12 protein-coding genes are annotated in these 21487 nt (G+C 74.4%); 2 read left to right on the top strand and 10 right to left on the bottom strand.

Annotated elements, in window-relative coordinates; translation table 11 throughout:
- Window positions 1-81: 81 nt before the first annotated feature.
- The 10 genes from ACXNSR_RS32765 to ACXNSR_RS32720 form a co-directional block, all read right to left on the bottom strand.
- Window positions 82-1287 carry a cytochrome P450 gene (locus tag ACXNSR_RS32765; RefSeq protein WP_458638970.1) on the bottom strand — a complete coding sequence of 402 codons (1206 nt, stop codon included), beginning with the start codon at window positions 1285-1287 and terminating at the stop codon, window positions 82-84.
- Complete coding sequence (locus ACXNSR_RS32760) at window positions 1284-7910, bottom strand: non-ribosomal peptide synthetase (protein ID WP_458638969.1); 6627 nt, start codon at window positions 7908-7910, stop codon at window positions 1284-1286. Before ACXNSR_RS32760 ends, ACXNSR_RS32765 begins: the two co-directional genes overlap by 4 nt.
- On the bottom strand, window positions 7907-8332 hold the full coding sequence (locus tag ACXNSR_RS32755; RefSeq protein WP_458638968.1) for a nuclear transport factor 2 family protein: 426 nt from the start codon (window positions 8330-8332) through the stop codon (window positions 7907-7909). The genes ACXNSR_RS32760 and ACXNSR_RS32755 overlap by 4 nt, the downstream gene beginning before the upstream one ends.
- On the bottom strand, window positions 8329-10545 hold the full coding sequence (locus tag ACXNSR_RS32750) for an aminotransferase class III-fold pyridoxal phosphate-dependent enzyme (protein WP_458638967.1): 2217 nt from the start codon (window positions 10543-10545) through the stop codon (window positions 8329-8331). Before ACXNSR_RS32750 ends, ACXNSR_RS32755 begins: the two co-directional genes overlap by 4 nt.
- A gap of 772 nt (window positions 10546-11317) precedes the next feature.
- Window positions 11318-13240 (bottom strand): beta-galactosidase, encoded by a 1923-nt coding sequence (locus ACXNSR_RS32745; protein ID WP_458638966.1) that lies wholly within the window; start codon window positions 13238-13240, stop codon window positions 11318-11320.
- Window positions 13237-14274 (bottom strand): zinc-dependent alcohol dehydrogenase, encoded by a 1038-nt coding sequence (locus ACXNSR_RS32740; protein WP_458638965.1) that lies wholly within the window; start codon window positions 14272-14274, stop codon window positions 13237-13239. Before ACXNSR_RS32740 ends, ACXNSR_RS32745 begins: the two co-directional genes overlap by 4 nt.
- Complete coding sequence (locus ACXNSR_RS32735; RefSeq protein ID WP_458638964.1) at window positions 14271-15257, bottom strand: inositol monophosphatase family protein; 987 nt, start codon at window positions 15255-15257, stop codon at window positions 14271-14273. Before ACXNSR_RS32735 ends, ACXNSR_RS32740 begins: the two co-directional genes overlap by 4 nt.
- Window positions 15254-16522 (bottom strand): aspartate aminotransferase family protein, encoded by a 1269-nt coding sequence (locus ACXNSR_RS32730; RefSeq protein ID WP_458638963.1) that lies wholly within the window; start codon window positions 16520-16522, stop codon window positions 15254-15256. Before ACXNSR_RS32730 ends, ACXNSR_RS32735 begins: the two co-directional genes overlap by 4 nt.
- A 522-nt stretch (window positions 16523-17044) precedes the next feature.
- Complete coding sequence (locus tag ACXNSR_RS32725; RefSeq protein ID WP_458638962.1) at window positions 17045-17647, bottom strand: HAD family hydrolase; 603 nt, start codon at window positions 17645-17647, stop codon at window positions 17045-17047.
- A gap of 22 nt (window positions 17648-17669) precedes the next feature.
- Window positions 17670-18905, bottom strand: coding sequence for an MFS transporter (locus tag ACXNSR_RS32720; RefSeq protein WP_458638961.1), 1236 nt, complete (start codon window positions 18903-18905; stop codon window positions 17670-17672).
- A gap of 170 nt (window positions 18906-19075) precedes the next feature.
- Between ACXNSR_RS32720 and ACXNSR_RS32715 the strand changes: the two genes are divergently transcribed.
- Both ACXNSR_RS32715 and ACXNSR_RS32710 read left to right on the top strand, forming a co-directional pair.
- Complete coding sequence (locus tag ACXNSR_RS32715) at window positions 19076-19843, top strand: DeoR/GlpR family DNA-binding transcription regulator (RefSeq protein WP_458638960.1); 768 nt, start codon at window positions 19076-19078, stop codon at window positions 19841-19843.
- A 500-nt stretch (window positions 19844-20343) separates the two neighbouring features.
- Window positions 20344-21468 (top strand): helix-turn-helix transcriptional regulator, encoded by a 1125-nt coding sequence (locus ACXNSR_RS32710; RefSeq protein WP_458638959.1) that lies wholly within the window; start codon window positions 20344-20346, stop codon window positions 21466-21468.
- The last annotated feature ends 19 nt before the right edge of the window (window positions 21469-21487 follow it).

Raw genomic sequence — 21487 nt, 5'->3', positions numbered from 1 at the left:
GGAGACGGGGCGGTGCGGGCCGGGGCCGTACGGGGCGGCCGGTGTCCGGTACGGGACGGCGGCCCGTGCGCGGCGGCGGGGTCACCACGTCACGGGCAGGGCGTGCACCCCGTACACGGCCATGTCGGACTTGAAGCGGATCTCCTCGACGGGCACGGCGGTGCGCAGCGTCGGGATCCGGCGGGCCACGGCGGCGTAGACCTCCTGGAGCTCGACGCGGGCCAGCGCCTGGCCCAGGCACTGGTGGGGCCCGTAGCCGAAGGCGAGGTGGCCGTGGGCGCGGGCGGCCGGGTCGAACTCCTCGCCGGAGCGGAAGCGTTCGGGGTCCCGGTTGGCGACGTTGATGGCGGCGACGACGCCCTCCCCGCGCCGGACGAGCCGGTCGCCGACCACTACGTCCTCGACGGCGATCCGGCGGATGCCGCGCTGGACCACGGTGAGGTGGCGCAGCATCTCCTCGACGGTGTCGGCGAGCAGTTCGGGGTCGTCGTCCGCGCCGAGGGCGGCGAAGTGGGCGGGGTGGCGCAGCAGGGTCAGCACCCCGAGGGAGATCATGTTGGCGGTGGTGTCGTGGCCGGCGGTGAGCAGCAGCAGGGCCATCGCGGCGAGTTGGCTGCGGGTCATGGTCCCGTCGGGCCGGTGCCGGGCGGCCATGCGGCCGATGAAGCCGTCCCGCGGTTCCCGTTCGGCCGCGGCGACGAGGTCCTCGAGGTAGTCCTGGAGGGCCTGCCGGGCGGCGGCGGCGCTCTCGGTGGTGCCGGCGACGACGTTCATGGTGTGGGTCAGACCGCGGAAGAGCTCGCGGTCCTCGAAGGGCACGCCGAGGAACTCGCAGATGACCGTGAGCGCGACGGGCAGGGCCAGGTCGGACACGAGGTCGGCCTCGGTGCCACGGAGCATGCGGTCCAGGCAGCCGTCGACGACGGCGCGCACGGCCGGGCGCCGGCCTTCGGCCCGTTTCACGGTGAACTCGCCGAGCACCAGGCGCCGTACGGCGTCGTGCCGGGGGTTGTCCATGATGAGCAGGGTCGGTTCGACGGCGGTCTCGGCGAGGGCGACGGCGCTGGACAGCGGGTAGCCGGGGCGGCTCTTGTCCGCGCTGAACCGGGGGTCGGACAGGACGGTGCGGGCGTCGTCGAAGCGGGTGAACAGCCAGGGGCGGACCCCGTTCCACAGCGTCACGCGGGGCACGGTGCCCGCGTCGCGGACGGCGGTGGCCTCCTGTGGCGGGGCGAACGGGCACTGCCGTTCCATCGGGTAGTGCGGTGCGGTCGTCGGGTCGGTCATGCGCGGGTGCTCCGGTCGAGGTCGTGCCACCAGCGGCCGACGAGCTCGTCGTCCAGGGCGGGCGGGGCGATGCCGTGGGCCCGCAGGGCTGCGAGGGTGGCGTCGTTGCGGTGGTCGAGGGGGCGGGCGTCCGGGTGGTCGCGCAGGTCCCGGAAGTACTCGCGGTAGGCGAGGGCGGGCAGCGCGGTGCCGTCGGCCTCGGCGTCGGCCAGGCGGCCGAGCCAGGTGTCCAGCGGGACGGCACGGGTGGTCCGGCCCGTGCGGCGGTCGTGCACGGCGAGCAGTTCGGCCAGGGGCGTCCGCCGGGGGTGGTGCAGGTGGTGGACGGTGCCGGGGGCTCCGTCGGCGAGGGCCAGGGCGACCAGGGCCCGGGCCATGGTGTCCACGGGAAGGGCGTCGGTGGCGAGCCGCGGGTCGTCGGGATGGCAGCCGAGGGCGGCGGAGGTGACGAGGAGCCGGCTGAGGAAGTCGTCCTCGCTGACGGCGCCCGTCGTGCTGCCGCCGGCCCGGCCGAGCCGGTAGATCCGGGCGTCGGCGCCGCGTTCGAGGGCCTGGGCGACGAGGTGCTCCGCTGCCCACTTGGCGGCCGCGTAGCCTCGGCCGCGGGGGTGGCGTTCCGCGGCGGCCGGGGTGGCCTCGGTGATCGTGCGCGGGCGGGCGCCACCGGGTGCGTCGCGGAACACGCCGAGGGTGGAGACGTGGTGGAGGCGGGCCGGGCGGCCCTCGGCGCAGATCCTCAGGAGTTCGGCGGTGCCGCCCACGTTGGCCGCCGCCAGGTGGTGGAAGCCGGATACGTGGTGGACCTCGGCACCGAGGTGGAGGACGGTCGTGGCGCGCAGGACCTGCTCCCGGTCGGTGGCGCCGAGGCCCAGGCCGGGCCGGGTCAGGTCGCCGGGGACGGGCACGATCCGCGGGTCCGAGGCGTCGGGTCGCAGCCCGTGCCGGCGCAGGGCGGCGGACAGCCGTCGGCGGGCGGCGTCCGGGTCCGCGGCCCGGACCAGGCACAGGACCGGGCCCGTGGTGCGGTCCAGCAGCTCGGCCAGGACGTGGGAACCCACGTATCCGGTGGCTCCGGTGAGCAGGACGGCGTCGTGCGGGTCGAAGGGGCCGGGGCGTGCGGGGAAGGCGATCGCGGGGTCGAGCCGCACGTCGTCGGGCCCCACGGGCCGGGCCCCGGCCGCCGGGTCGGACCCCGCCAGCAGGCGGGCCACCTCCCGTACGGTCGGCGCGGCGAGGAAGTCGGCGACGGCGATCCGGACGCCGTGCTCCCGCTCGATGCGGCCCAGGAGCCGGATGACGTGCAGGGAATGGCCGCCCTGGGCGAAGAAGTCCTCGTCCGGGGAGCCCACCGGCCCGCCCAGCACGTCTTCCCACAGGGCGAGCAGCCGCCGCTCGGTCCCGTTCGCGGGGCCGTCGGCGCCGTCGGCGGCCGGGTTGGCCGGGTGGGGCCGCCGCCCGCGCACGGCGGCCAGGTGGGCGGCGAGCGCGGGCCGGTCGGCCTTGCCGTGGCTGCCGGTGGGGATGGCGGGGACGGGCACGGCCAGCCGGGGCACCATGTGGGCGGGGAGCAGCCGGGCCAGGTGGGCGCGGGCGTCCTGGGGGTCGGTCGTGCCGACGTAGCCGACGGCGAGTTCGGCGTCGGCCCCGGCGGTGAGGAGGACGGCGACGGCCTCCCGGACACCGGGGTGCTCCGCGAGCGCGGCCTCGATCTCGCCGAGCTCGATGCGGAAGCCGCGCAGCTTGATCTGGTGGTCGAGCCGGCCGAGGTAGTCGATCGATCCGTCGGACAGTCGGCGCACCCGGTCCCCGGTGCGGTAGCAGCGGCCGGCGCCGGTGAGTGCGGGATGGGTGGTGAACGACTCGCCGGTCCGCCCGGGGTCGCCCAGGTAGCCGTCGCCGAGTCCGGCGCCGGAGAGCCACAGTTCGCCGGGCACGCCGGTGGCCGCGAGCCGTCCGTGGCGGTCCACGACGTGGGCCGCCGTGCCGGGCAGGGCGGTGCCCACGGGCACGCGGGCCCGGTCGTCCGCGGGGTCGGCGCGGTGGGTGGTGGCGAGGATCGCCGCTTCGGTCGGGCCGTAGCCGTTGACGACGACCCGGTCCGCGGCGAAGTGCCGGGTGTCGTGGACGTCCGCGGGCTCGCCGGCGACGAGCAGGACGCGTACGCCGGCCAGGTCGGGGCGGTCCAGGGCGCGCAGCAGGGAGGGTACGGTCACCATCACGGTGACCCCGGCGCTGCGCAGGGTGCGGGTGAGGGCCGGGCCGTCGGCGCGGGTGTCGTCGTCCGCGTACACCAGGGTGGCGCCGGAGACGAGCGGCGTGAACTGCTCGAAGGCGGCCACGTCGAAGCCGGGCGAGGTCAGTTGGAGCCACACGTCGTCGGCGGTGAAGGGGTGCCGGTCGAGGCAGGCGAGGAGGGTGTTGGCGACCGCGCGGTGGGAGACGGCGACGCCCCGGGGGCGCCCGGTGCTGCCGGAGGTGTAGATGACGTACGCGGGGGCGGCCGGGTCGCCGGGGTGCGCGGGGGGCGCGGTGCGCTCGCCGGGGGCGGTGAGGGCCTCGATGTCCAGGACGGGCGGGCCGGAGCCTTGCGTACCCGGCCCGAACAGCGTGTCGGCGGTGTCCTTGGCGCAGACCAGCGCGCCGGCACCGGCGTCGGCGATGCAGTGGCGCAGTCGCCGCGCCGGGTACGCCGGGTCGAGCGGCACGTACGCGGCTCCGGCCTTGAGCACCCCGAGGAGGGTCGCGGCGAGGAGCGGGGAGCGCTCCAGGCACACGGCGACGCGGTCGCCGGGCCGGATCCCGCGGTTGGCGAGGCGGGCGGCCACGGTGTCGGTGAGCCGGTCGAGTTCGGCGTAGGTGAGGCTGGTGCCGGCGCCGATGACGGCGGTCTTGTGCGGGTGGGCGGCGGCCTGCCGGGCGAAGAGGGCGGGCAGGGTGGTCCGGGCCGCCCGGGGGACGGGCTCCGGGGCGCGGCTCAGCCGCTCGTACTCGCCCGGTTCGTACAGGGCGACTGCGCGCAGCGGCGGGTCGCCGTCCGCGAGGCGGTCGAGCACGGCGGCGAGCTGGCCGGCCAGCCGCTGTGCGGTGGCCCGGTCGTAGAGGTCGGTGCTGAACTCGACCTCGATGTCGAGGCCGTCGCCCTCCTCCTGGAAGGTGAAGGACAGCTCGAAGGTGGCGGTGCCGCGGTCGCCGGCGTCCCAGGGTGCGGTCCGCGCGCCGGGCAGCTCCAGTGGACGCGGGCGGCTCCGGCGGTGGTTGACGACGGCCTGGAAGGGGACGGCCCCCCGGCCGGTGGTGGCCTCGGCGAGTTCCCGGCCCACGGTCTGGAAGGGGACGTCCTCGTGTTGCAGGGCCTCGGTGCAGGCGGCGCGGACGCGGGCGAGCAGAACACCGGCCGTGGTGTCCGCGTCCGCCTCGACGCGGACGGGCAGCAGGTTGACGAAGCAGCCCACGAGGCCCTGCGCGTCGGCGCGGTTCCGGCCTGCGGCCAGGGTGCCCAGGGTGAGGGTGTCGCGTTCGGTGTGGGCGGCCAGCACCGTGTACACGCCGGCCAGGCCGAACATGTACGGGCTGACGCCGTGCCGGCGGGCGGCCGCGGTGTGCCGCGCGTGCTGTGCGGCGCCGATCCGCAGCCGCACCCGGTCACCGGATCCGCTGAGGACGGCGGGGCGGGGGCGGTCGGTGACCAGGTCGAGTGCGGCGGCGCCGCCGTCGAGCGCGTCCTGCCAGAAGCGGGTCGCGGCGGCGAGCCGTTCGGGGCGGGGTGCGAGGGAGCGCCGCAGGTGCTCGGGGTAGCCCGGGTCCAGGGGCGGCAGGTCCGCCGCCGGGTCCGCGTACAGGGCGGACAGCTCGGACGTGAAGAGGTCCAGGGACCAGTCGTCGGCGATGGCGTGGTGGACGGCGAAGTGGACCAGCGTGCTCCGGGCGTCCAGGGTGAGCACCAGGGTGCGCAGCAGCCGCGTGCCGTCGGGGTCCGGCTCCGCCGTGCGGTGCTCGGCGGCCAGGGCGCGGGCCAGGGCCTGGCGTTCGCCGGCCGGCACGCCGGTGAGGTCGATGTGGCGCACCGCCGCGCCCGGGTCGGCGGTCAGGCTCTGCCGCCAGCCGTCGGCGTCGCGCCGTACGACGGTCCTCAGGGCCGCCTGGCGCCGGGCCAGCAGGGTCAGGGCGGTCCGCAGCCGGGCCGGGTCGAGGGGGCCGTCGACGAAGTGGCCGCGGCCGATGACGTACCGGCCGGTGCTTCCGATGGCCTCCTGCTCGAACCAGATCCCCTCCTGGGCGGGGGACAACGACAGCGGCGTGCCGGGGTCGGCGGCGGGGTCGTGCCCCGGGCGTACCGCCTTCGGGGCGGTGGCCACGCGGGCCGCCAGGGCGCGGATCGTGGGGGCGGTGAAGAGGTCGGCGGTCGTCAGGGCCACGCCCTGGTCGCGTTCGAGGCGGGCGAGGACGGCCAGCGCGGCCAGGGAGTCGCCGCCGACGGCGAAGAAGTCGCTGTCCGGGCCGACGGCGCGGCCGAGAACGGCCTCCCAGTGCGCGGAGACGGCGCGCAGGGCGGAGCCCTCGTCCGCACCGGGGGCCGGACCGGAGCCGGCCGCGGCCGCGCGGTCGGCGAGGGCGGCTAGCAGTCGGCGGTCGGCCTTGCCGTTGGCCGTGACCGGCAGCTCCGGCAGGACGGTGACGACGGCCGGAACCGCCGGCCCGGGCAGCAGCCGGCCGACGTGGGCGATGAGCACGTCGGCCGGGTCCGTGGCCGGGGCAACCCCGTCGGCTGCGGCCCGCACGACCGCGTCGGCCGAGGCCGGGGAGACCGGTCCGGCGGGAGCCGGGGCCGCTGGATCAGCCGGAGGCGTCGGTACCGGGTCGGCCGGGGCCGGGACGAACGGAACAGTTGCGGGCCGGGCGACCGGATCGGCCGAGGCCGGCGGGACCGGGCCGGTGGGGGCCGGGTCAACTGAGGCCGGGGGGACCGGATCGGCCCCGGCCCGGACGAACGGAACGGCTGCGGGCCGGGCGACCGGATCGGCCGAGGCCGGCGGGACCGGGCCGGTGGGGGCCGGGCCAACCGGGGCCGGGGGGACCGGGTCGGCCCCGGCCCGGACGAACGGAACGGCTGCGGGCCGGGCGACCGGATCGGCGAAAGCCGGGGCGACCGGGTCGGCCATGGCCCGGGCGACCGGGGCGGCCACGGCCGGGACGAACGGAACAGTTGTGGCCGGGGTGGTCGGGGCCGGGACAAGCGGGTTGGTCGGGGTCAGGGTTACGTAGGCGGCCAGTCGGCGGGCGTTCGCGGCGCCGTACGGGACCACGACCGCTTCGCGGACCGCCGGGTGGGTCCGCAGGGCGCTCTCGGTCTCGGCCGGTTCGACGCGGTGGCCGCGGATCTTGACCTGGTCGTCGAGGCGTCCCAGGAAGGCGAGTTCGCCGCCGGGGAGCCGGCGGACCCGGTCGCCCGTCAGGTAGGCGGTGCGGCCGGGCCGGCCGGGCTCGGGGACGAAGCGCTCGGCGGTCCGCTCCGGCTCGCCGCGATAGCCCTGGGCCACGCCCGGGCCGCCGATGCAGAGTTCGCCCTCCTCGCCGGGGGCGGCCGGGGTGCGGTCGGGGCGCAGGACGTGGGCGGTGGCGCCGGCGAACGGGCGGCCGATCGGCACGTCCTGCCAGGCGTCGTCCCAGTCGTCCGGGGCGTCGAAGGTCTGCCAGCAGGCGTAGACCGTGGTCTCCGTGGGCCCGTAGCCGTTGACGATCCGGCAGCCGGGCAGCTCGCGCAGGGCGGTCCGTACCGCGTCCGCGTCGGCCCGGTCGCCGCCGGACACGCACAGGCGCAGCCCGCTCAGGTCCGCGGTGATGTGTTCCATGGCCAGCCGGAAGAGGGGGGCGGCCAGCCGCAGGACGGTCACGCCGTGGCGGGCGCACTCCCGGCCGATGTCGTGGATGCCGGGCCGCTCGGACTGCGGCAGGACGAGCCGGGCGCCGTTGAGCAGGGCGCCCCAGATCTCGAAGACGGAAGGGTCCACGTGGAGCGGGGCGAGCTGCAGGACGGTGTCGTCGGCGGTCAGCCCGGCCTCCGGGGCGTTCGCCAGCGCGAGGACGGAGTGGTGCGCGACCCGGACGCCCTTGGGAGTGCCGGTGCTGCCTGAGGTGTGGATGACGTAGGCGGTCCGCCCGGCCGCAGGAGCGGCCGCACTGGTGTACGGCGGGCTCTGGCCCGCGTCCGGCGTCGCGTCCTCGTCCACGGGCAGGACCGTCACCGCGGCGGGCAGGAGGGCGCGCAGCCGCGCGGTGTCCTGGCCGGCGGCGAAGACGGTGCGCAGCTCGTTGGCGAGGACGAGGGCGCGGATCCGCCCGTCCGGCGCGTCGGGGTCCAGCGGCAGGTACGCGCCTCCGGCCAGCACCGTGCCCAGCAGGGCGGCGATGGTGCCGGGCGAGCGCCGGGCGCAGAGCCCGACGCTCTCGCCGGGGGCGGTCCGGTCGGCGAGCCGGCGGGCGGCGGCCGCGGCCCGGGCGGCGAGTTCGCCGTAGCCGATCCGCAGGTCGCCGTGGATCAGGGCGGTGCGGTGGGGGTGGGCCCGGGCGACGGCGGTGAAGGCCGCACCGAGCGTGGTGGGGGTGGTGGGGATGATGGTGTTCACGGGGCCGCGGTCACCTCCTGCGGGTCGCGCTCCAGGGCCTCGACGACGCTGGCGGTGTCGAAGAGGTCGAGGTAGCGGGAGATGAGGCCGTCGCGGACGGTGAAGACGTTCATCCACTGGGCCTCGTAGCGTGCGCCGTTGGCCAGGACGTGGGTGCGGCTCACACCCAGGACGACGACCCGGTCCCCCGCGTCGAGGTACTCGTGGGCTTCGCACTCCTGGACCCGGATCAGCTCGCGGACGATGGCGAAGAACGCGCGGAAGCCCTCGACCCCCCGGTAGACGCCGGCCCACGGCAGCGAGGCGGGGCCGTGGTAGACCCACTCGAAGTCGGGGGCGAGCAGCGGCTCGATGTCGGCGAGGCGGCCCTCGTCGAACAGCCGGAAGAAGGTGCGGATCACTTCGACGTTCTGCGTGCTCATACGGTGCTCCTCGACGGTGCGGGGGTACGGGACGTACGGCCCGGCTTCAGCGCGCCGGACAGGCGCTGGCCGAGCCGGAACAGGGCGGCGTGGGCGAGGAGCCGGGCCGGGCCGGTGCGCGAGAGGCGGCGGGCGCCGCGCATGACCTGGAAGACCTCCCGCTCGGTGGCGGTCAGGGGCAGCAGGAACACGTCGTAGACGACGAAGGCCCGGGCGCGGGTGATCCACCAGAGGATCAGGGCGTACGTCATCCACTCGCCCTCGGGGTCGACGAAGCGCCCGAGGGCTCCGGGGACGCGTGCTTCGAACCGGCCGAGCATGCCTTCGGCGAAACGGCGGCCGATCACGCCGTGCGGCCCGGTGTCCATCGCGGCGAGTCCGGAAGCCACGAGGCCCGACAGGGCCCGGACCCGTTCGGGCAGGCCGAGGGCGTCGACCTGGCGGATGGCCTGGAGGGCGAAGTGGGCGCCCAGGGCGTGGGCGTGGTGGGTGCGCAGTTCCTCGACCAGCTGCGGGTTGGTGCGGCGGGCGGCCGCGTACACCTCGTCGGAGACGAGGGCGGCGCCGGTGGGGAAGCAGCCGTAGCTCAGGGCCTTGGACAGGCTCATGAGGTCGATGGCGGGGAGCCGGCCGTGGTGGGCGAAGCGGGTTCCGCAGCGGTAGTAGGACGTCAGGACCTCGTCGACGCCGACGAGGTAGCCCTGCTCGGCCCGGCCCGCGGTGACGGCGTCGAGGAGCGGTCCGGGGATGGGGGCGTAGGCGTCGGAGCTGCCGTGGACCAGTTCGATCCACACCAGTCCTATCTCGCCGGTGGCCGCCTCCTTGCGGAAGTCGTCGACGGCGTGCGGGGTGAAGGGGTCGATGTAGCGGATGTCGTCGTAGAGGGGGCCGAAGGGCGCGCGGGTGCGTCCGGCGGCGGTCGCGAGCAGGGAGACGAGGGTCTTGCCGCCGTAGTTGTGCTTGAAGACGACGATGCGGCGCCGGCCGGGGCGGGCGAGGCGGGCCAGGGTGATGGCGCTCTCGACCGCGGACGCGCCGCTGACGGCGGGGAAGGTGTGGGGCAGGCCGGTTTCGCGGGCCAGGACCTGTTCGAGCTCGCGCACGTGGTCCCGGGCGGGGTCGTGGTCCCGGGCGGGGTCGTGGTCGCGTACGACGTCGGTCAGCGCGTCGGCGGGGTTGTGGCCGGCCACGCCGAGCCCGGCCCCGCACAGTCCGTCGACGAGGTCCAGTTCGCGGCCGGAGTCGAGGCGGACGGTGAGCCGGGAGCCCTTGGCGCGGACGACGTTCAGCGCGCCGTGCAGCTTGCGGTGCATGCGGACCGCCATCGGGTTCACGTGGCGGGCGTACAGGTCGAGGGTGGCCTGCCGGTCGGCGGCGGCCGCCGCGAGGACGCCGTGCACCGGGGCGGCGGCGTCCCAGCGGGGGCGCAGCCGGGCGCCGACGGCGCGCATGGCGACGCTGTTGCCGCCGTAGGTGTTGGAGTGCAGGAATCCGGTCTTCGGGGTGGTCCACGGCGCGAACGTGTCGTGGGTGCCGGTGAAGGCGCCGAACGGGACCTCGTACCCGGTGAGGGATTCGCCCAGGACGACGAGGTCGGGGCGCAGCGCGGTGACGGCCGGGTCCGCCGGGCTGTCCGGGGCGACGTCGCTGAGGTCGACGACGACGCGGGCCCCGGTGGCGCGTGCGGTGCGGGCCAGTTCGACGACGGCGGCGAGGGCGGTGGCGTCGAGGAGTTCGGGGGCGCGGACGACGAGTCCGCACACGGTCGTGCCGTGCAGGGCGGTGCGCAGGCCGGCGACGGTGGTGTGGGTGAGGAGGCCGGGGGCGAGGGCGCGGTCGGGGCCTTCGCCGAGCGGATCGGTGCGGCGGGCGAGGGTGCCGTCGGGGTCCAGGACGAGGACGCGGCCCCGGTGGGAGGTGGCGGTCGCGGCGGCGCGGTGGCGCAGGAGTTTGACGGCGCCGTGCAGGGCCTCGTAGCGGGAGTTGGCGAAGAAGCTCCGGTAGTGGGTGCCGGGCGGGCGGCCGCCCAGCTCCCGGACGAACTCGCTGACGAGGTGGCCGGCCTGGGCGGATTCGGTGGACACGAACCAGGACGGCATGGCGAAGACGGGCTGTTCCTGGGCGATGAGCTCGGCCAGGATGCGGAGGGTCTGCGGACCGGCCGGACGCAGGTGCGGTACCGGGCCGGGGGCGGCGTGGGGGTTCGGGTTCATGACGCCATCTCGCTCGTGGGGGGATCCCGGCGGCGGAGTGTCCGCGGGGCGCTGCGCTTGCGGGGTGCGGGTGCCGGTGCCGGTGCGGAGTGCCGCGACACGCAGGCGGCGGAACCACAGCCGGGCGGATCCGGCCCGGCAGCCCGGTGGTGGATGCTCCGCCGGGGCACGGCACCGCGCCCCGGCGGAACCAGGAGCAGTACCCCGGGACCGGCGCCCGGTGGCGGGCCCCCGGGCGCCCGTTCCAGTACTGCTCCGGGCGGAGCCGACCGCGGGAGCCCCACCCGGCGGAGCCGGGAGCAGTACCGGAGCCGTTGCGGTACCGCACCTCGGCGGAGCCGGCATCGGTACCCCGGGACCGGCGCCCGGTGGCGGGCCACGCCGGGGCCCTTGCGGCACCGCGCCGAGGCGCAACCGACGGTGGGATCACCGCCGGGCAAGGCCCGTTGCGGCACCGCGCCCCGGCAAAGCCGGACACGGCCCACCGCCAGGCGGAGCCAGCAGCCGTACCTGGACCGGCAACCGGTGGCGGGTCGCCGCCGGGGCCGTTGCGGCACCGCGCCGAGGCGCGACCACCACCGGGCAATGCCCCGCACGGCACCGCGTCGCGGGACACCGCTGGGCCGAGCCAGGAGCGGGACCGGCAACCGGTCGGACACCGACGGCGGACCGGCACTGGGCAACGCCCGGCACGGTGCCGCGACCCGGCGGCAGGGGCAGGGCCGGGCGGCGGGGGGCGCGCTGTCAGGTGCGCTCCCCCGCCGCCCGGGGCTCAGGAGGCCCGGACGCGTGTCGCGTCGGGCCGCTCGCCGTCCCAGAGGAGGGCGACGGGGGCCGCGGACGGCTCCTCGGGGGTGGCGAGCCATCCCACGAGTGCGCCGTCGCGGGTGACGAGGACCGCGGCGGAGCCGGCGGGCAGCTCCAGCGTCCAGCCTCCGCCGGTACCGGTGCCGGTACCGGTGACCCGGTCGTCGGCGTCGGTGGGGTTGAAGGCGCCGATCACGCGGACGCCGCCCGGGCCGGACCGGCTCAGCACGCGGGCCGCGCCGTGCGCCGTGGTCCAGCGCGGTCCGGCCGGAGCCGGGAGCGCGGCGGCGAACGCGGCGAGGAACGCGGCGGCCGCGCCGTCCGCGGGCTCGCCGGCCGGGAGCGTCAGCTCGCCGGGGCCGTCGGCGACGGGGTGCCCGGCCCGCAGTACGGCGACGGGGACGGAGGTGCCGTCCGCGGCGGGGGCCGGCCGCTCGTCGAGCCAGCCGAGCCCGATCAGCCGCCCGGAGTCGGCCAGTTGGTCGTGCACCGCGTCGGCGAGTTCCGCGAGGACGGTGCGGCCGGTGCGCTGCCAGGCACCGGCCTCGGGCAGCGCCCGGTCGACGAGGACCACCGCGTCACGGTCCAGGACGGAGCCGGACAGCAGGTCGCCGTGGCGTTCGAGGAATGCCGCGAGCAGCCGCAGGCCCTCGGCGTTGGCCTGGTGGGCGCCGCCCTCGGCGAGCGGTGCGCCCGGGGTGTACGGCGGTGCGTGCAGGGCGGGGTCCACCCCCTCGGCGCGCAGCCCTTCGGGGTCCATGTCGACCAGCGGGCCCCAGTTCCCGGTGGCGCAGGCGGTGTAGACGCTGACGGTGGTGGAGCCCAGCAGGAGGGCCAGCAGGGCGTTGAAAACGGGGGTCGCGGGCCGGGCGAAGGATTCGTCGGTCCAGGTGAATCCCCAGTTCGCCTCGACCACGTCGGTGCCGCCGAGGAGGATCCCGGCCAGGTGGGAGCCGAAGGCGGCGCTCTCCCGGGCCGGGTTGCCGATCCATTCGGTGTGGCCGGTGAAGTACCCGGAGCCCTGGACGGCGCGCTGGCGGGCGGCCCAGGCGTCGAGGGCGGCGCGCGGCGCGGTGACCGCGGTGAGGGGGACGTTGGCCAGCCGGGCCGGACCTTCGGGGAAGAGCGCGGAGATCCGGTCCCACAGGCCGACGATGGCGTGCCCGGACCAGCGGGACCACTGCTGTCGCGTCGCGCTGGTCCAGCGGGTGACGTCCTCGGTGGCGAGGGCGGCCTCGTCGGTCAGGCCGCGTCCGGTCAGCCAGCGGGCGAAGGCCCGGCGGGCGGCCGGCGAGGCGTCCTGGGCGTCCACCGGGAGGTGGGCGTCGCCGCAGGTGCCCTCGTTGCCGAGCTGGAGGGCGACGACGGGGCCGTGGGGGCCCGCGGCCCCGGCGACGACCTCGTCGGCGACGGCTTTCAGCCAGGTCTCGGTCTCGGCCTGGACCGCCGGGTCGAGGAGGCTGGGCAGCGGCTTGCCCTGGGAGGTCAGGACGCTGCCGTCCAGACCCTGGTAGGGGGTGTGTCCGGGGCCGCAGAGGCGGTCGGGCAGCCCGCCGAGCTGGACCTCGGCGTGGATGAAGGGGCCGGGCTTGAGGAGGACGCCCAGCCCGGCCGCGGCGGCCAGTTCCAGCAGTCCGACGACGTCGCGCTGCGGGTCGGTCTTCCCGGTGAAGTCGAAGGAGCGTTCGCTCTCCTGCGCACCCGTCTCGTGGAAGCGCCACGGGAGGTAGCAGGAGACGACGTCCACGCCGAGGGCCCGCAGTTCGCGAAGGTCGGCGGCCCAGTTGGCGGGGGCGGCCCGGTAGTACGGGTACTCGCCGACGACGACGGGCCGGGTGGTGCCGGGCACGAGCGCTCCGGCGAGCGAGGTGCGCGGGGCGGGGCTCATGCGGCCGCTCCGTCGTGCGGGGGTACGAGGACGACCTTCAGGGCGGTGTACTCGGCGCCGGGGACGGCGGCGAGGGCCTTGAACGCCTCCTCGTGGTCGGCGAGGGCGAAGCGGTGGGTGACCACGCGCTCGAGCGGCAGCTGCCGGGCCAGCTCGACGGCCTTGGGGAAGATCATGCTGTTGTAGTCGCCGGCGCCGATGATCTGCAGGCCGCGCTGGAGCAGGGTGAGCGGCCGGACGGTGGCGGAGGCGTTGCTGTTGAAGCCCATCACGACGACGCGGCCGCGCACGGCGGCGTAGCCGATGCTCTGCTCCAGGAGGTTGCCCACGGAGTCGACGACGAGGTCGCCGCGGCCGGTGAGGGCGGGGTCGTCCGGGGTGTGGACGGTGACGCGGCCGCCGAACTCGGGGGCGTCGAAGATCTCCTGGCCGAGCCTGCCGCGTACCGGGTCGGGTTCGACGAGGAGGACGGTGGCGCCGTAGCGCTGGGCGGCCATGGCGGTGACCACGCCCATGGGGCCGCCGCCGACGACCACGGCGGTCTCGCCGGCGGCCAGGCGGCCGGCCTCGATGTTGTTGAGTGCGCAGGCGAGCGGTTCGACGACGACGGCGCGGTCGAAGTCCATGTCGTCGGGGATCGCGTGGCAGAAGAGCTCGGGGAGGCGGATGAACTCGGCGAAGGAGCCGTCGTAGTCCAGGCCGACCTCGGTCCCGGCCTTGCGGCCGCAGAAGTTCCAGTGGCCTTCGAGGCAGGTGGGGCAGTTTCCGCAGTACAGGGTGGGGTTGACGATGACCCGGTCGCCGACGGCGAAGCGGGTGACGCCCGGGCCCGTGGAGTCGACGACGCCGACGGCCTCGTGGCCCATGACGACGCCGGTCTCGGCCGGGAACTTGCCGACGAGGACGCTGCGGTCGGTCCCGCAGATGCCGCTCTGGGTGACGCGGATGACGATGTCGTCCGCGGCCAGCGGCTCCGGCTTGGGGTGGTCGACGAGGGCGAGCGTGCGGTCGGCGGTGAGCGTCAGGGCCTTCATGATTCCTCCCTCACGGGCGCGGCGGCGCGGCCCAGGTCCCAGCGGATCGTGTCGAGCAGCTGCTTGTGCAGTTCGGGGGTGGCGGCGGCGATGCAGGACTTCTGGTTCATCGGTCCGAGGTCGACCAGGGAGGTGCTGCCGAGGTCGTCGCCGTAGGCGTCCGTGATGACGACGCCGGCCTGCCGGGCGAGGTACACGACGGCGGCGATGTCGTAGGGGAAGAGGTGCAGGATCGAGCCGCGGCCGACCCGCAGGAACGCCTCTTCGGTGTCCGGGTGGTCGCGCAGCACGCGGTTGCCGATGTCGACGTAGGCGTCGAGCTGGCCGGTGATGATGCGGGAGACGGAGAAGGTGCTGCTGTTGAAGACGAAGATGCCGCCCGTGTTGGCCGAGCTGTCCACGAGGTGGCCGTACGCGCGGGTCATCAGGTCCATCGGGTGGCCGTTGAACTCGATCGACCAGAACATGTGGGTCGGGTCGGTGTTGCGGCTCAGCCGTGGGACCGGGGTGGCGAATCCGCCGCTGTCGAGGCCGTCGGTGTCGTCGCCGTAGAGCCATGCGCCGCTCTTGATCTCGACCAGGCAGGCGGCGTCGACGTCGGCGAGGGTGGGCTTGCCGTCGCCGTAGGGGGCGGCCGCGATGGACACCATGCCCATTTCGAGGCCGGCCGAGGTGGGGCGGGTGCCGTCGATCGGGTCGACGACGAGGAGGACCTGCGGATCGGGGGCGAGCTCCACGTAGGAGCCGTCCTCGGTGTAGAGGGCCGCCGGGACGTGGGCGTGCTCGCGCAGGTAGTCCAGTACGGCCTGCTCGGCCACCTCGTCGACGTCGAACTGGGCGTCGCCGCCGGGCGAGTCGCCGTGGACGCTGCGCTCGCGGCCGGTGGCCTCGTAGGCGAGGAGTTCGGCGCGGACGTGCTGCCCGAGGGAGGTCAGCAGCCGCTTCATCGGGTTGTCGGGGGTCGCAGGGGTGCCGGCGGTCATCGGGCCAGCTCCGCGAGGAAGAGGTTCTCCAGCTTGTCGCAGATCTCCTCGGCCTGGTCCATGGTGAGGATCAGCGGCGGGCGGATCTTGAGGACGTTGCCGTAGCCGTAGCGCGAGGTGCGCAGGATCAGGCCGTGGTCCATGGCCTTGGTGGCCAGGTGGTTGGTGAGCTTCACGGCGGGCTTGCCGTCGGCTTCGGCAATCTCGAAGCCGATCATCAGTCCGACGCCGCGGACGTCGACGATCTGCGGGTAGCGCCGCTTCATGTCGTTGAGGCGTTCCATGATGTAGTCCCCGGTGCGGGTGACGTTCGTCAGGAACTCGGGCTGCCGCACGATGTCGAGGGTGGCGTTGGCCGCGGCGGCGGCCAGCAGGTTGGCGCCGTAGGTGAACGAGTGGTGGTTCGCGGGGAGGCCGGCGAGCCGCTCGTTGGTGATGATGGCGGCGACCTGCGCGCCCGATCCGCCGAGGCCCTTGGCGGTGGTGATGGCGTCGGGTTCGACGTCGAAGTACTGGGCCGCGAACATATGGCCGGTGCGGCCGATTCCCGTCTGGATCTCGTCGAATATGAGGGCGATGTTCTGCTCGTCGCAGAAGGCGCGCAGTTTCTGCATGTAGCCGTCCGGCGGGACGATGTTGCCGCCGTTTCCGGAAATCGGCTCGATGAGTACGGCGGCGACCCGGCCGGAGCTGGCGTAGTCGACGAAGTCCTCGAGCCGGTCGACGCACATCATTCCGCAGGAGCCTTCCTTCTGCCCGTAGAAGCAGCGGAAGCAGTACGGGTCGGGGACCTGGAGGCTGCCGGGGAAGAGGTTGGGGAACGGCTCGCGGCGGAACGCGTTCCCGGACATCGACGTCATCATCATCGTCTGCCCCACGTGGCTGCGGAACAGCGTGATGACCTCGGACTTGCCGGTGGCCATCTGGGCCATCTTAATGGCGCCCTCATTGGCGGCGGAGCCGCCGGAGACCTTGGGGTGCACCTTCGTCAGGTTGTCCGGGGAGACCTCGACCAGCCGCCGGACCAGGCCGTTTACCGGGTCGCTCTGGTAGGAGGAGGTGATGTGGACCACCTTGTCGAGCTGGTCCTTCATCGCGGCGACGACGGCCGGGTGGGAATATCCCAGGCTCAGGTTGAAGGTCGCCGACGCGCAGTCGAGGTAGCTCCTGCCGTCCTCGTCGTAGAGGTAGACGCCTTCACCCCGCGCCATCTTGTAGTCGCTGACGGGGTAATAGATGTGCTCGGTAACGTCCTTGGTTTCCATCGGTCCCTCTCACACGGGTCGTTCGAGACGTCATCACGGAGAAAAATGGACGGCGGAATTGCAACTCACGTCCAATGGAAAGAATTCGGATACGGCGGCTTGATGCCGGTGGGGGGCGGCCCGGATACTTCACCCGTTGGAGACAGGGATCTCGTGGCAGCGCCTTCTCTTTCATCTGATCACATTCCAACTCGGCCTGACAAGTGGCCTTTTGGATATGTGGATCTTTTTTACTCCCTTTACGGTCCGGCCCCCTTACCGGGAAAGGCGGGAGCGCCGGCGGGAGCGCTCGGGGAACGGGAGCCGGCCGTAGCGGCGCGTACGACGGGCAGCCGCCCCGCGGACCCCGGCGCGGCCACCGCGCGGAGGGCGGCGCCGCCGGGGAGCGGTCTTGACGTGCGCCGGGAAGGCACCCGGCTCCGGGTCGCCGCGGCTGCCCCGGGCCGGTCTCCGTCTCGCGGCGCGGCGGCGGCAGGTCGCCGTGCGCGGCGGCGCACAGGGCGCAGAGCCGCGCGGGGGGCGTCACGCCAACGCCGTCTCCAGCGCGCCCCGCAGTTCTTCGGGGGAGGTGAACACGTGCCCCTGGAGGCCGAGTCGGCGTGCCGCGTCCACGTTCTCGGCCCGGTCGTCGACGAACAGGATCTCCTCGGGCGGCAGGCCGAGCTCACGGACGCACCACTCGTAGGCGGCGGGTTCGGGCTTGGCGCTGCCGATCCGGCAGGAGAGGCCGCGGACCGTGAAGCGCTCCAGCCACGGCTGGGTGGCCTCGTACCGGGCGGCCAGGTCCTCGGGGATGTTGGAGAGGAGGCCGAGCACGGTGCCCCGGTCGGCGAGGACGCCGAGCAGGTCCACCATGCGCGGGTCGATCTCGCTCCAGCTCGCGAGGTCGGCCTCGGTCAGTTCCCCGGTCAGCCGCCGGTCGAGCGGGATACCCAGCTGCGCGCAGACCGCCTGCCAGTAGCCGGGCCCGGTGACCTCGCCCCGGTCGTAGGGGGGCCGGTGGGACCAGTACGCCGCCCAGAAGGCGTCGGGGTCGGCGCCGGCCGTGCGCTCCAGGGCGGCCATGGCCTCGGGCGACTGGACACGTGCGATGACACCGAACATGTCGAAGAGGACGGCTTTCATCCTTCGGTTCCTCACTCACGTTCTACGGGTTCAGGGGTGTGGTGACGGCGTCCGTGCGCCGCGCGTCGCGCGGGCCGGTCACGCCCCCGGGGTCGGGGGCGTTGCGGCGCAGCCACAGGCTCAGTACGCCGCAGACGACGGCGAGCAGGAACAGCAGCAGCGGCACCGTCTTCACCTCCATCGTGTCGATGACGGCGCCCAGCAGCGGCGGGAACGCCACACCGCCGATCATCGAGGCGGCGATCACATAGGCGCCGGCGGCGCCCACGCCGGGCACGGCGCGGTTCAGCCAGGGCAGGCAGGTCGGGAAGATCGGCGCGATCATCAGGCCGACGCCGAAGTACGCGTACGGGGCGAACGCCGGGACGGTCGCCAGGAGGAGGAAGCCGGCCATGCCGACGCAGCAGACGAGGAGGATCGACGGCGCGGACCAGCGCAGGCTGATCGGTGCGGCGACGAACCGGCCGAGGGTCATGGCGGCCCAGTAGGCGGAGGTCGCGGTCGCGGCGGTGGCGGCGCCGTACCCGACGGCTTCGAGGTGGGTGGGCTCCCAGCCGCCGACGCCGGTCTCGATGGCGACGTGCAGGACGTAGACGCCGATGAACACCCCGATGATCGGAAGGACCCGGGCGCCTCCCGCCGGGCCGCCCTCCACGGCAGCGGGGGCGGGCTCCCGGGCGGCCACCCCGCCGAGGGTGACGAGGATCAGCAGGCTGATCACGCCGGTGCCGATGAAGATCTCCGGGTAGCTGTCGGCCCCGAGCCAGCCGATCAGGGCGGGGCCGGCGATCGCACCGATGCCGAAGTGCCCGTTCAGCAGGTTGAGCATGGCGGTGCTGCGGTGGCCGAAGCCGATGGCGAAGAGCTGGTTGAGGCCGTAGTCGATGCCGCCGAAGCCCAGGCCGATGACGAAGGTGCCGGCCAGGGCGAGGGCCCAGTTCGGGGAGAAGGCGAAGGCGGCGGCGCCGACGGCCATCAGCACGTAGGAGCCGCCGAGCAGCACCCGGTTGTTCAGGCGGCCGCGCAGGAGGTGGTAGATCAGCACCCCGAGGAGGGCGCCGACGAAGTGGGCGCTGAGGCTGAGCCCGGCCACGGCCGGGCTGATGCCGAACTCGTCCCGGAGGGCCGGGATCGCCGGACCGTAGAGCGCCTGGAGGGCGCCGATCACCACGAACGCCAGGCACGAGGCGACGATCGCGACGGTGGTGAGGAGGGGCTTCCCCCCCTGTGGCAGGTCGGCCTCTTGGGTGGCGGTCATGGCTCTCCTCATCGGTCACGGCCGAATGAACACGATCAACGTTCACAACAGCAGGAAGTTCCCACCGTCCCGCTCACGCTACACATCGTGAATGTTCATTTCAACAGTTTGAATGTTCGAAACGCACATCCAGACGACTCTCAGCCCCCACCTGTGCTAAAAGCAGACACATGAACGTGATGGAGAGGCACAAGTTCGTCGTGGGACTGCTCATGCAGCAGAACCGCGCGACGGTGGCCGAGCTGGCCCTGGCCACCGGGGCGTCCGAGATGACCATCCGCCGGGACCTGGAGGTACTGGAGTCCCGGGGAGCGCTGCGCCGCGTGCGCGGCGGCGCGGTGAGCAACCTGCCGGGCGGGGTCGAGCCCCCCTACGCGATCCGGGCCATGTCCGGTGCGCAGGCCAAGGAGCGGCTCGCGCGGGCCGTGGTCGACCTGCTCACCGACGGCGAGACCGTCGCGCTGGACACGGGCACGACCGCCGTGGCCATCGCCAAGGCCATGGCGGACCGCCAGCTCACCGTCGCACCCCTGTCACTGCACGCGGCCTTCACCCTGTCCGCGTTCCCCGGCGTCCAACTGGTGATGCCCGGCGGGCAGGTGCGCCCCGAGGAGCTGTCCTTCTACGGCCACGCACCCGTGCAGACCTTCAAGGAGCTGTGCTTCGACACGTTCATCCTGGGCTGCTGCGGGGTCGACCCCGTCCAGGGCGCCACCGCCTACAACCTGGAAGACGTCCAGGTGAAACGGGCGGCGGTCGCCGCCGCGCAGCGCGTGATCCTCGTCGCGACCGCCGACAAGATCGGCCGTGCGGCACTGGGCCGCATCTGCTCCATGGAGGAGATCGCCCTCGTCGTGACGGACGCCCCCGCGGACTCCCCCGCGATCGAGGTGCTGCGCGACCAGGGGGTCGAGGTGGTCCATCCGGCGGACGACTGAGCGCGGCGGCGGCCGGCCCGGGCGGTCCCGGCGGGCGGGTCCCGCCGGTCGTCTGGGATCCATGCATGCTCGCCTTTCCCGCACGGTGCGCATCCCCGGTCGGCGCGCCCCGTCCCAGCATCGAGGGGGAGGCGGCCGCCCGCCAATGGGGGGCGGCCGTCGTCTTACCGACTGTCGGAAAGACGACAGCAAGTGCTTGCTGCAACTTTCAGGCGGCGCCCCACCTGTTCCGGCCATCCCGGCGGAGGCGCGCCGTCCGGTGCGCCGGTGCGCGCCCGCCGCCGAATTCCGGCACGGATCAAGGATCTTGCGCCGGCCTCCCCGCAAGGCCCGTACGCAGGAAGCGTGTCCGATACATGTTCCTGGGGCGGCAGGGCCGGAGCGGAGTCTCCTAGCATCGCGATCGCGACGAATGCGAACGAGAGGGCAGCGAAATGAAACCAGGCGCGCCGAACCGCCCGCAGGACCGTGACCGACCCCGGGAGCTCACGTCCGAGGAGATGGAGCTCTACCGGGAGTTCGCAGAGAACGGCCCCCTCCAGGGAAGCCAGCTGCTCGCCCGGACACAACCCGCCGCCATGGCCCGTACCCTCGACGCCCTCGTCTCCAGCGGCCTGGTCCAGCAGATCGGCCCCGACTGCTTCGCGGCCACCAACCCCACCGACGTGTCCGCGCGGTTGCTCAAGCAGTGGGAGGAACGCGTCCAGGGGGCCCAGCTCGACCTGCTGCGCATGCGGGGGCAGCTCGCGGAACTGGCCATCGTGCACGCGGCACGCCAACGCACCCTGGAGGGACCGCCGCTGGAGCGCGTCGAGTCGGCGGCCGAACTCCGGCGCATCCTCGACCGGCAGTCCGCCGCGTGCACGCAGGAGGTGCTCTGCGCCCAGCCGGGCGGCCCCCTGCCCGAGGCCGAACTGCGCCGCGCCCGCGCCCGGCACCGGGACCTGCTCGCCCGGGGCGTCCCCGTACGCACGCTGTACCAGCACTCGGCCCGGTTCGACCCGCCGACCGTGCGGTACGAGGCGGAGCTGGCGGCGCTCGGGGCCGAGGCGAGGACGGTCTCCGGCGGCCTGGCCCGCTGCCTGGTCTTCGACCGGTCCCTGCTCGCCCTCCCGCTCCCGGAAACGGCGGGCGGGGCGCTGCTCGTCCGCAGCCCGGACCTGGTCGCGTTCGTCGCCGAGATGTTCGACCTGCTGTGGGCGACGGGCGAGCGCATCGGCAAAGCGCACGAGAAGGCCTTCATCCAGGACGTCGCCGACCAGGCGAAACGATCCGTACTGCAGCATCTGATGCAGGGCGACGACGACCGCGCCACGGCCCGCGCCCTCGGCATCTCGGTGCGCACCTGCCAGCGCCACGTCTCCGCCATCATGCGCCAGCTCGGCGCGACGAGCCGCTTCCAGCTCGGCTACCTGGCCCACCGGCACGGGCTGCTCGCACCCGACGGTCCGGAGACCGTCCGCACCTGTGTCCCGACATCGATGTCAGAGCCCGCGGCCGCGCCGGCCCCTGCCGCGGGTTCCGCGGGGCGCGCCGTGGACCGCGGCACCTGGATCCACCTGTCACGGGATCGCGGTACCGAGGACTTCTCCGAGCGGATCGGGTGTCGTCAAGAGGCGTATTAGTGGGACTTTCGGGACCGTC

The sequence above is a fragment of the Streptomyces sp. NC-S4 genome (assembly GCF_054353315.1).
Note: the sequence above shows the minus strand (reverse complement) of the source record. Positions and strands in the feature narration are given on the sequence as shown.

Excerpts from the sequence above, each read along its gene's own strand:
- ACXNSR_RS32735 (WP_458638964.1), bottom strand. The coding sequence starts at position 15,257 with ATGACCGCCGGCACCCCTGCGACCCCCGACAACCCGATGAAGCGGCTG.
- ACXNSR_RS32755 (WP_458638968.1), bottom strand. The coding sequence starts at position 8,332 with ATGAGCACGCAGAACGTCGAAGTGATCCGCACCTTCTTCCGGCTGTTC.
- ACXNSR_RS32765 (WP_458638970.1), bottom strand. The coding sequence starts at position 1,287 with ATGACCGACCCGACGACCGCACCGCACTACCCGATGGAACGGCAGTGC.
- ACXNSR_RS32725 (WP_458638962.1), bottom strand. The coding sequence starts at position 17,647 with ATGAAAGCCGTCCTCTTCGACATGTTCGGTGTCATCGCACGTGTCCAG.
- ACXNSR_RS32710 (WP_458638959.1), top strand. The coding sequence starts at position 20,344 with ATGGAGCTCTACCGGGAGTTCGCAGAGAACGGCCCCCTCCAGGGAAGC.
- ACXNSR_RS32740 (WP_458638965.1), bottom strand. The coding sequence starts at position 14,274 with ATGAAGGCCCTGACGCTCACCGCCGACCGCACGCTCGCCCTCGTCGAC.
- ACXNSR_RS32745 (WP_458638966.1), bottom strand. The coding sequence starts at position 13,240 with ATGAGCCCCGCCCCGCGCACCTCGCTCGCCGGAGCGCTCGTGCCCGGC.
- ACXNSR_RS32715 (WP_458638960.1), top strand. The coding sequence starts at position 19,076 with ATGAACGTGATGGAGAGGCACAAGTTCGTCGTGGGACTGCTCATGCAG.
- ACXNSR_RS32730 (WP_458638963.1), bottom strand. The coding sequence starts at position 16,522 with ATGGAAACCAAGGACGTTACCGAGCACATCTATTACCCCGTCAGCGAC.
- ACXNSR_RS32720 (WP_458638961.1), bottom strand. The coding sequence starts at position 18,905 with ATGACCGCCACCCAAGAGGCCGACCTGCCACAGGGGGGGAAGCCCCTC.
- ACXNSR_RS32750 (WP_458638967.1), bottom strand. The coding sequence starts at position 10,545 with ATGAACCCGAACCCCCACGCCGCCCCCGGCCCGGTACCGCACCTGCGT.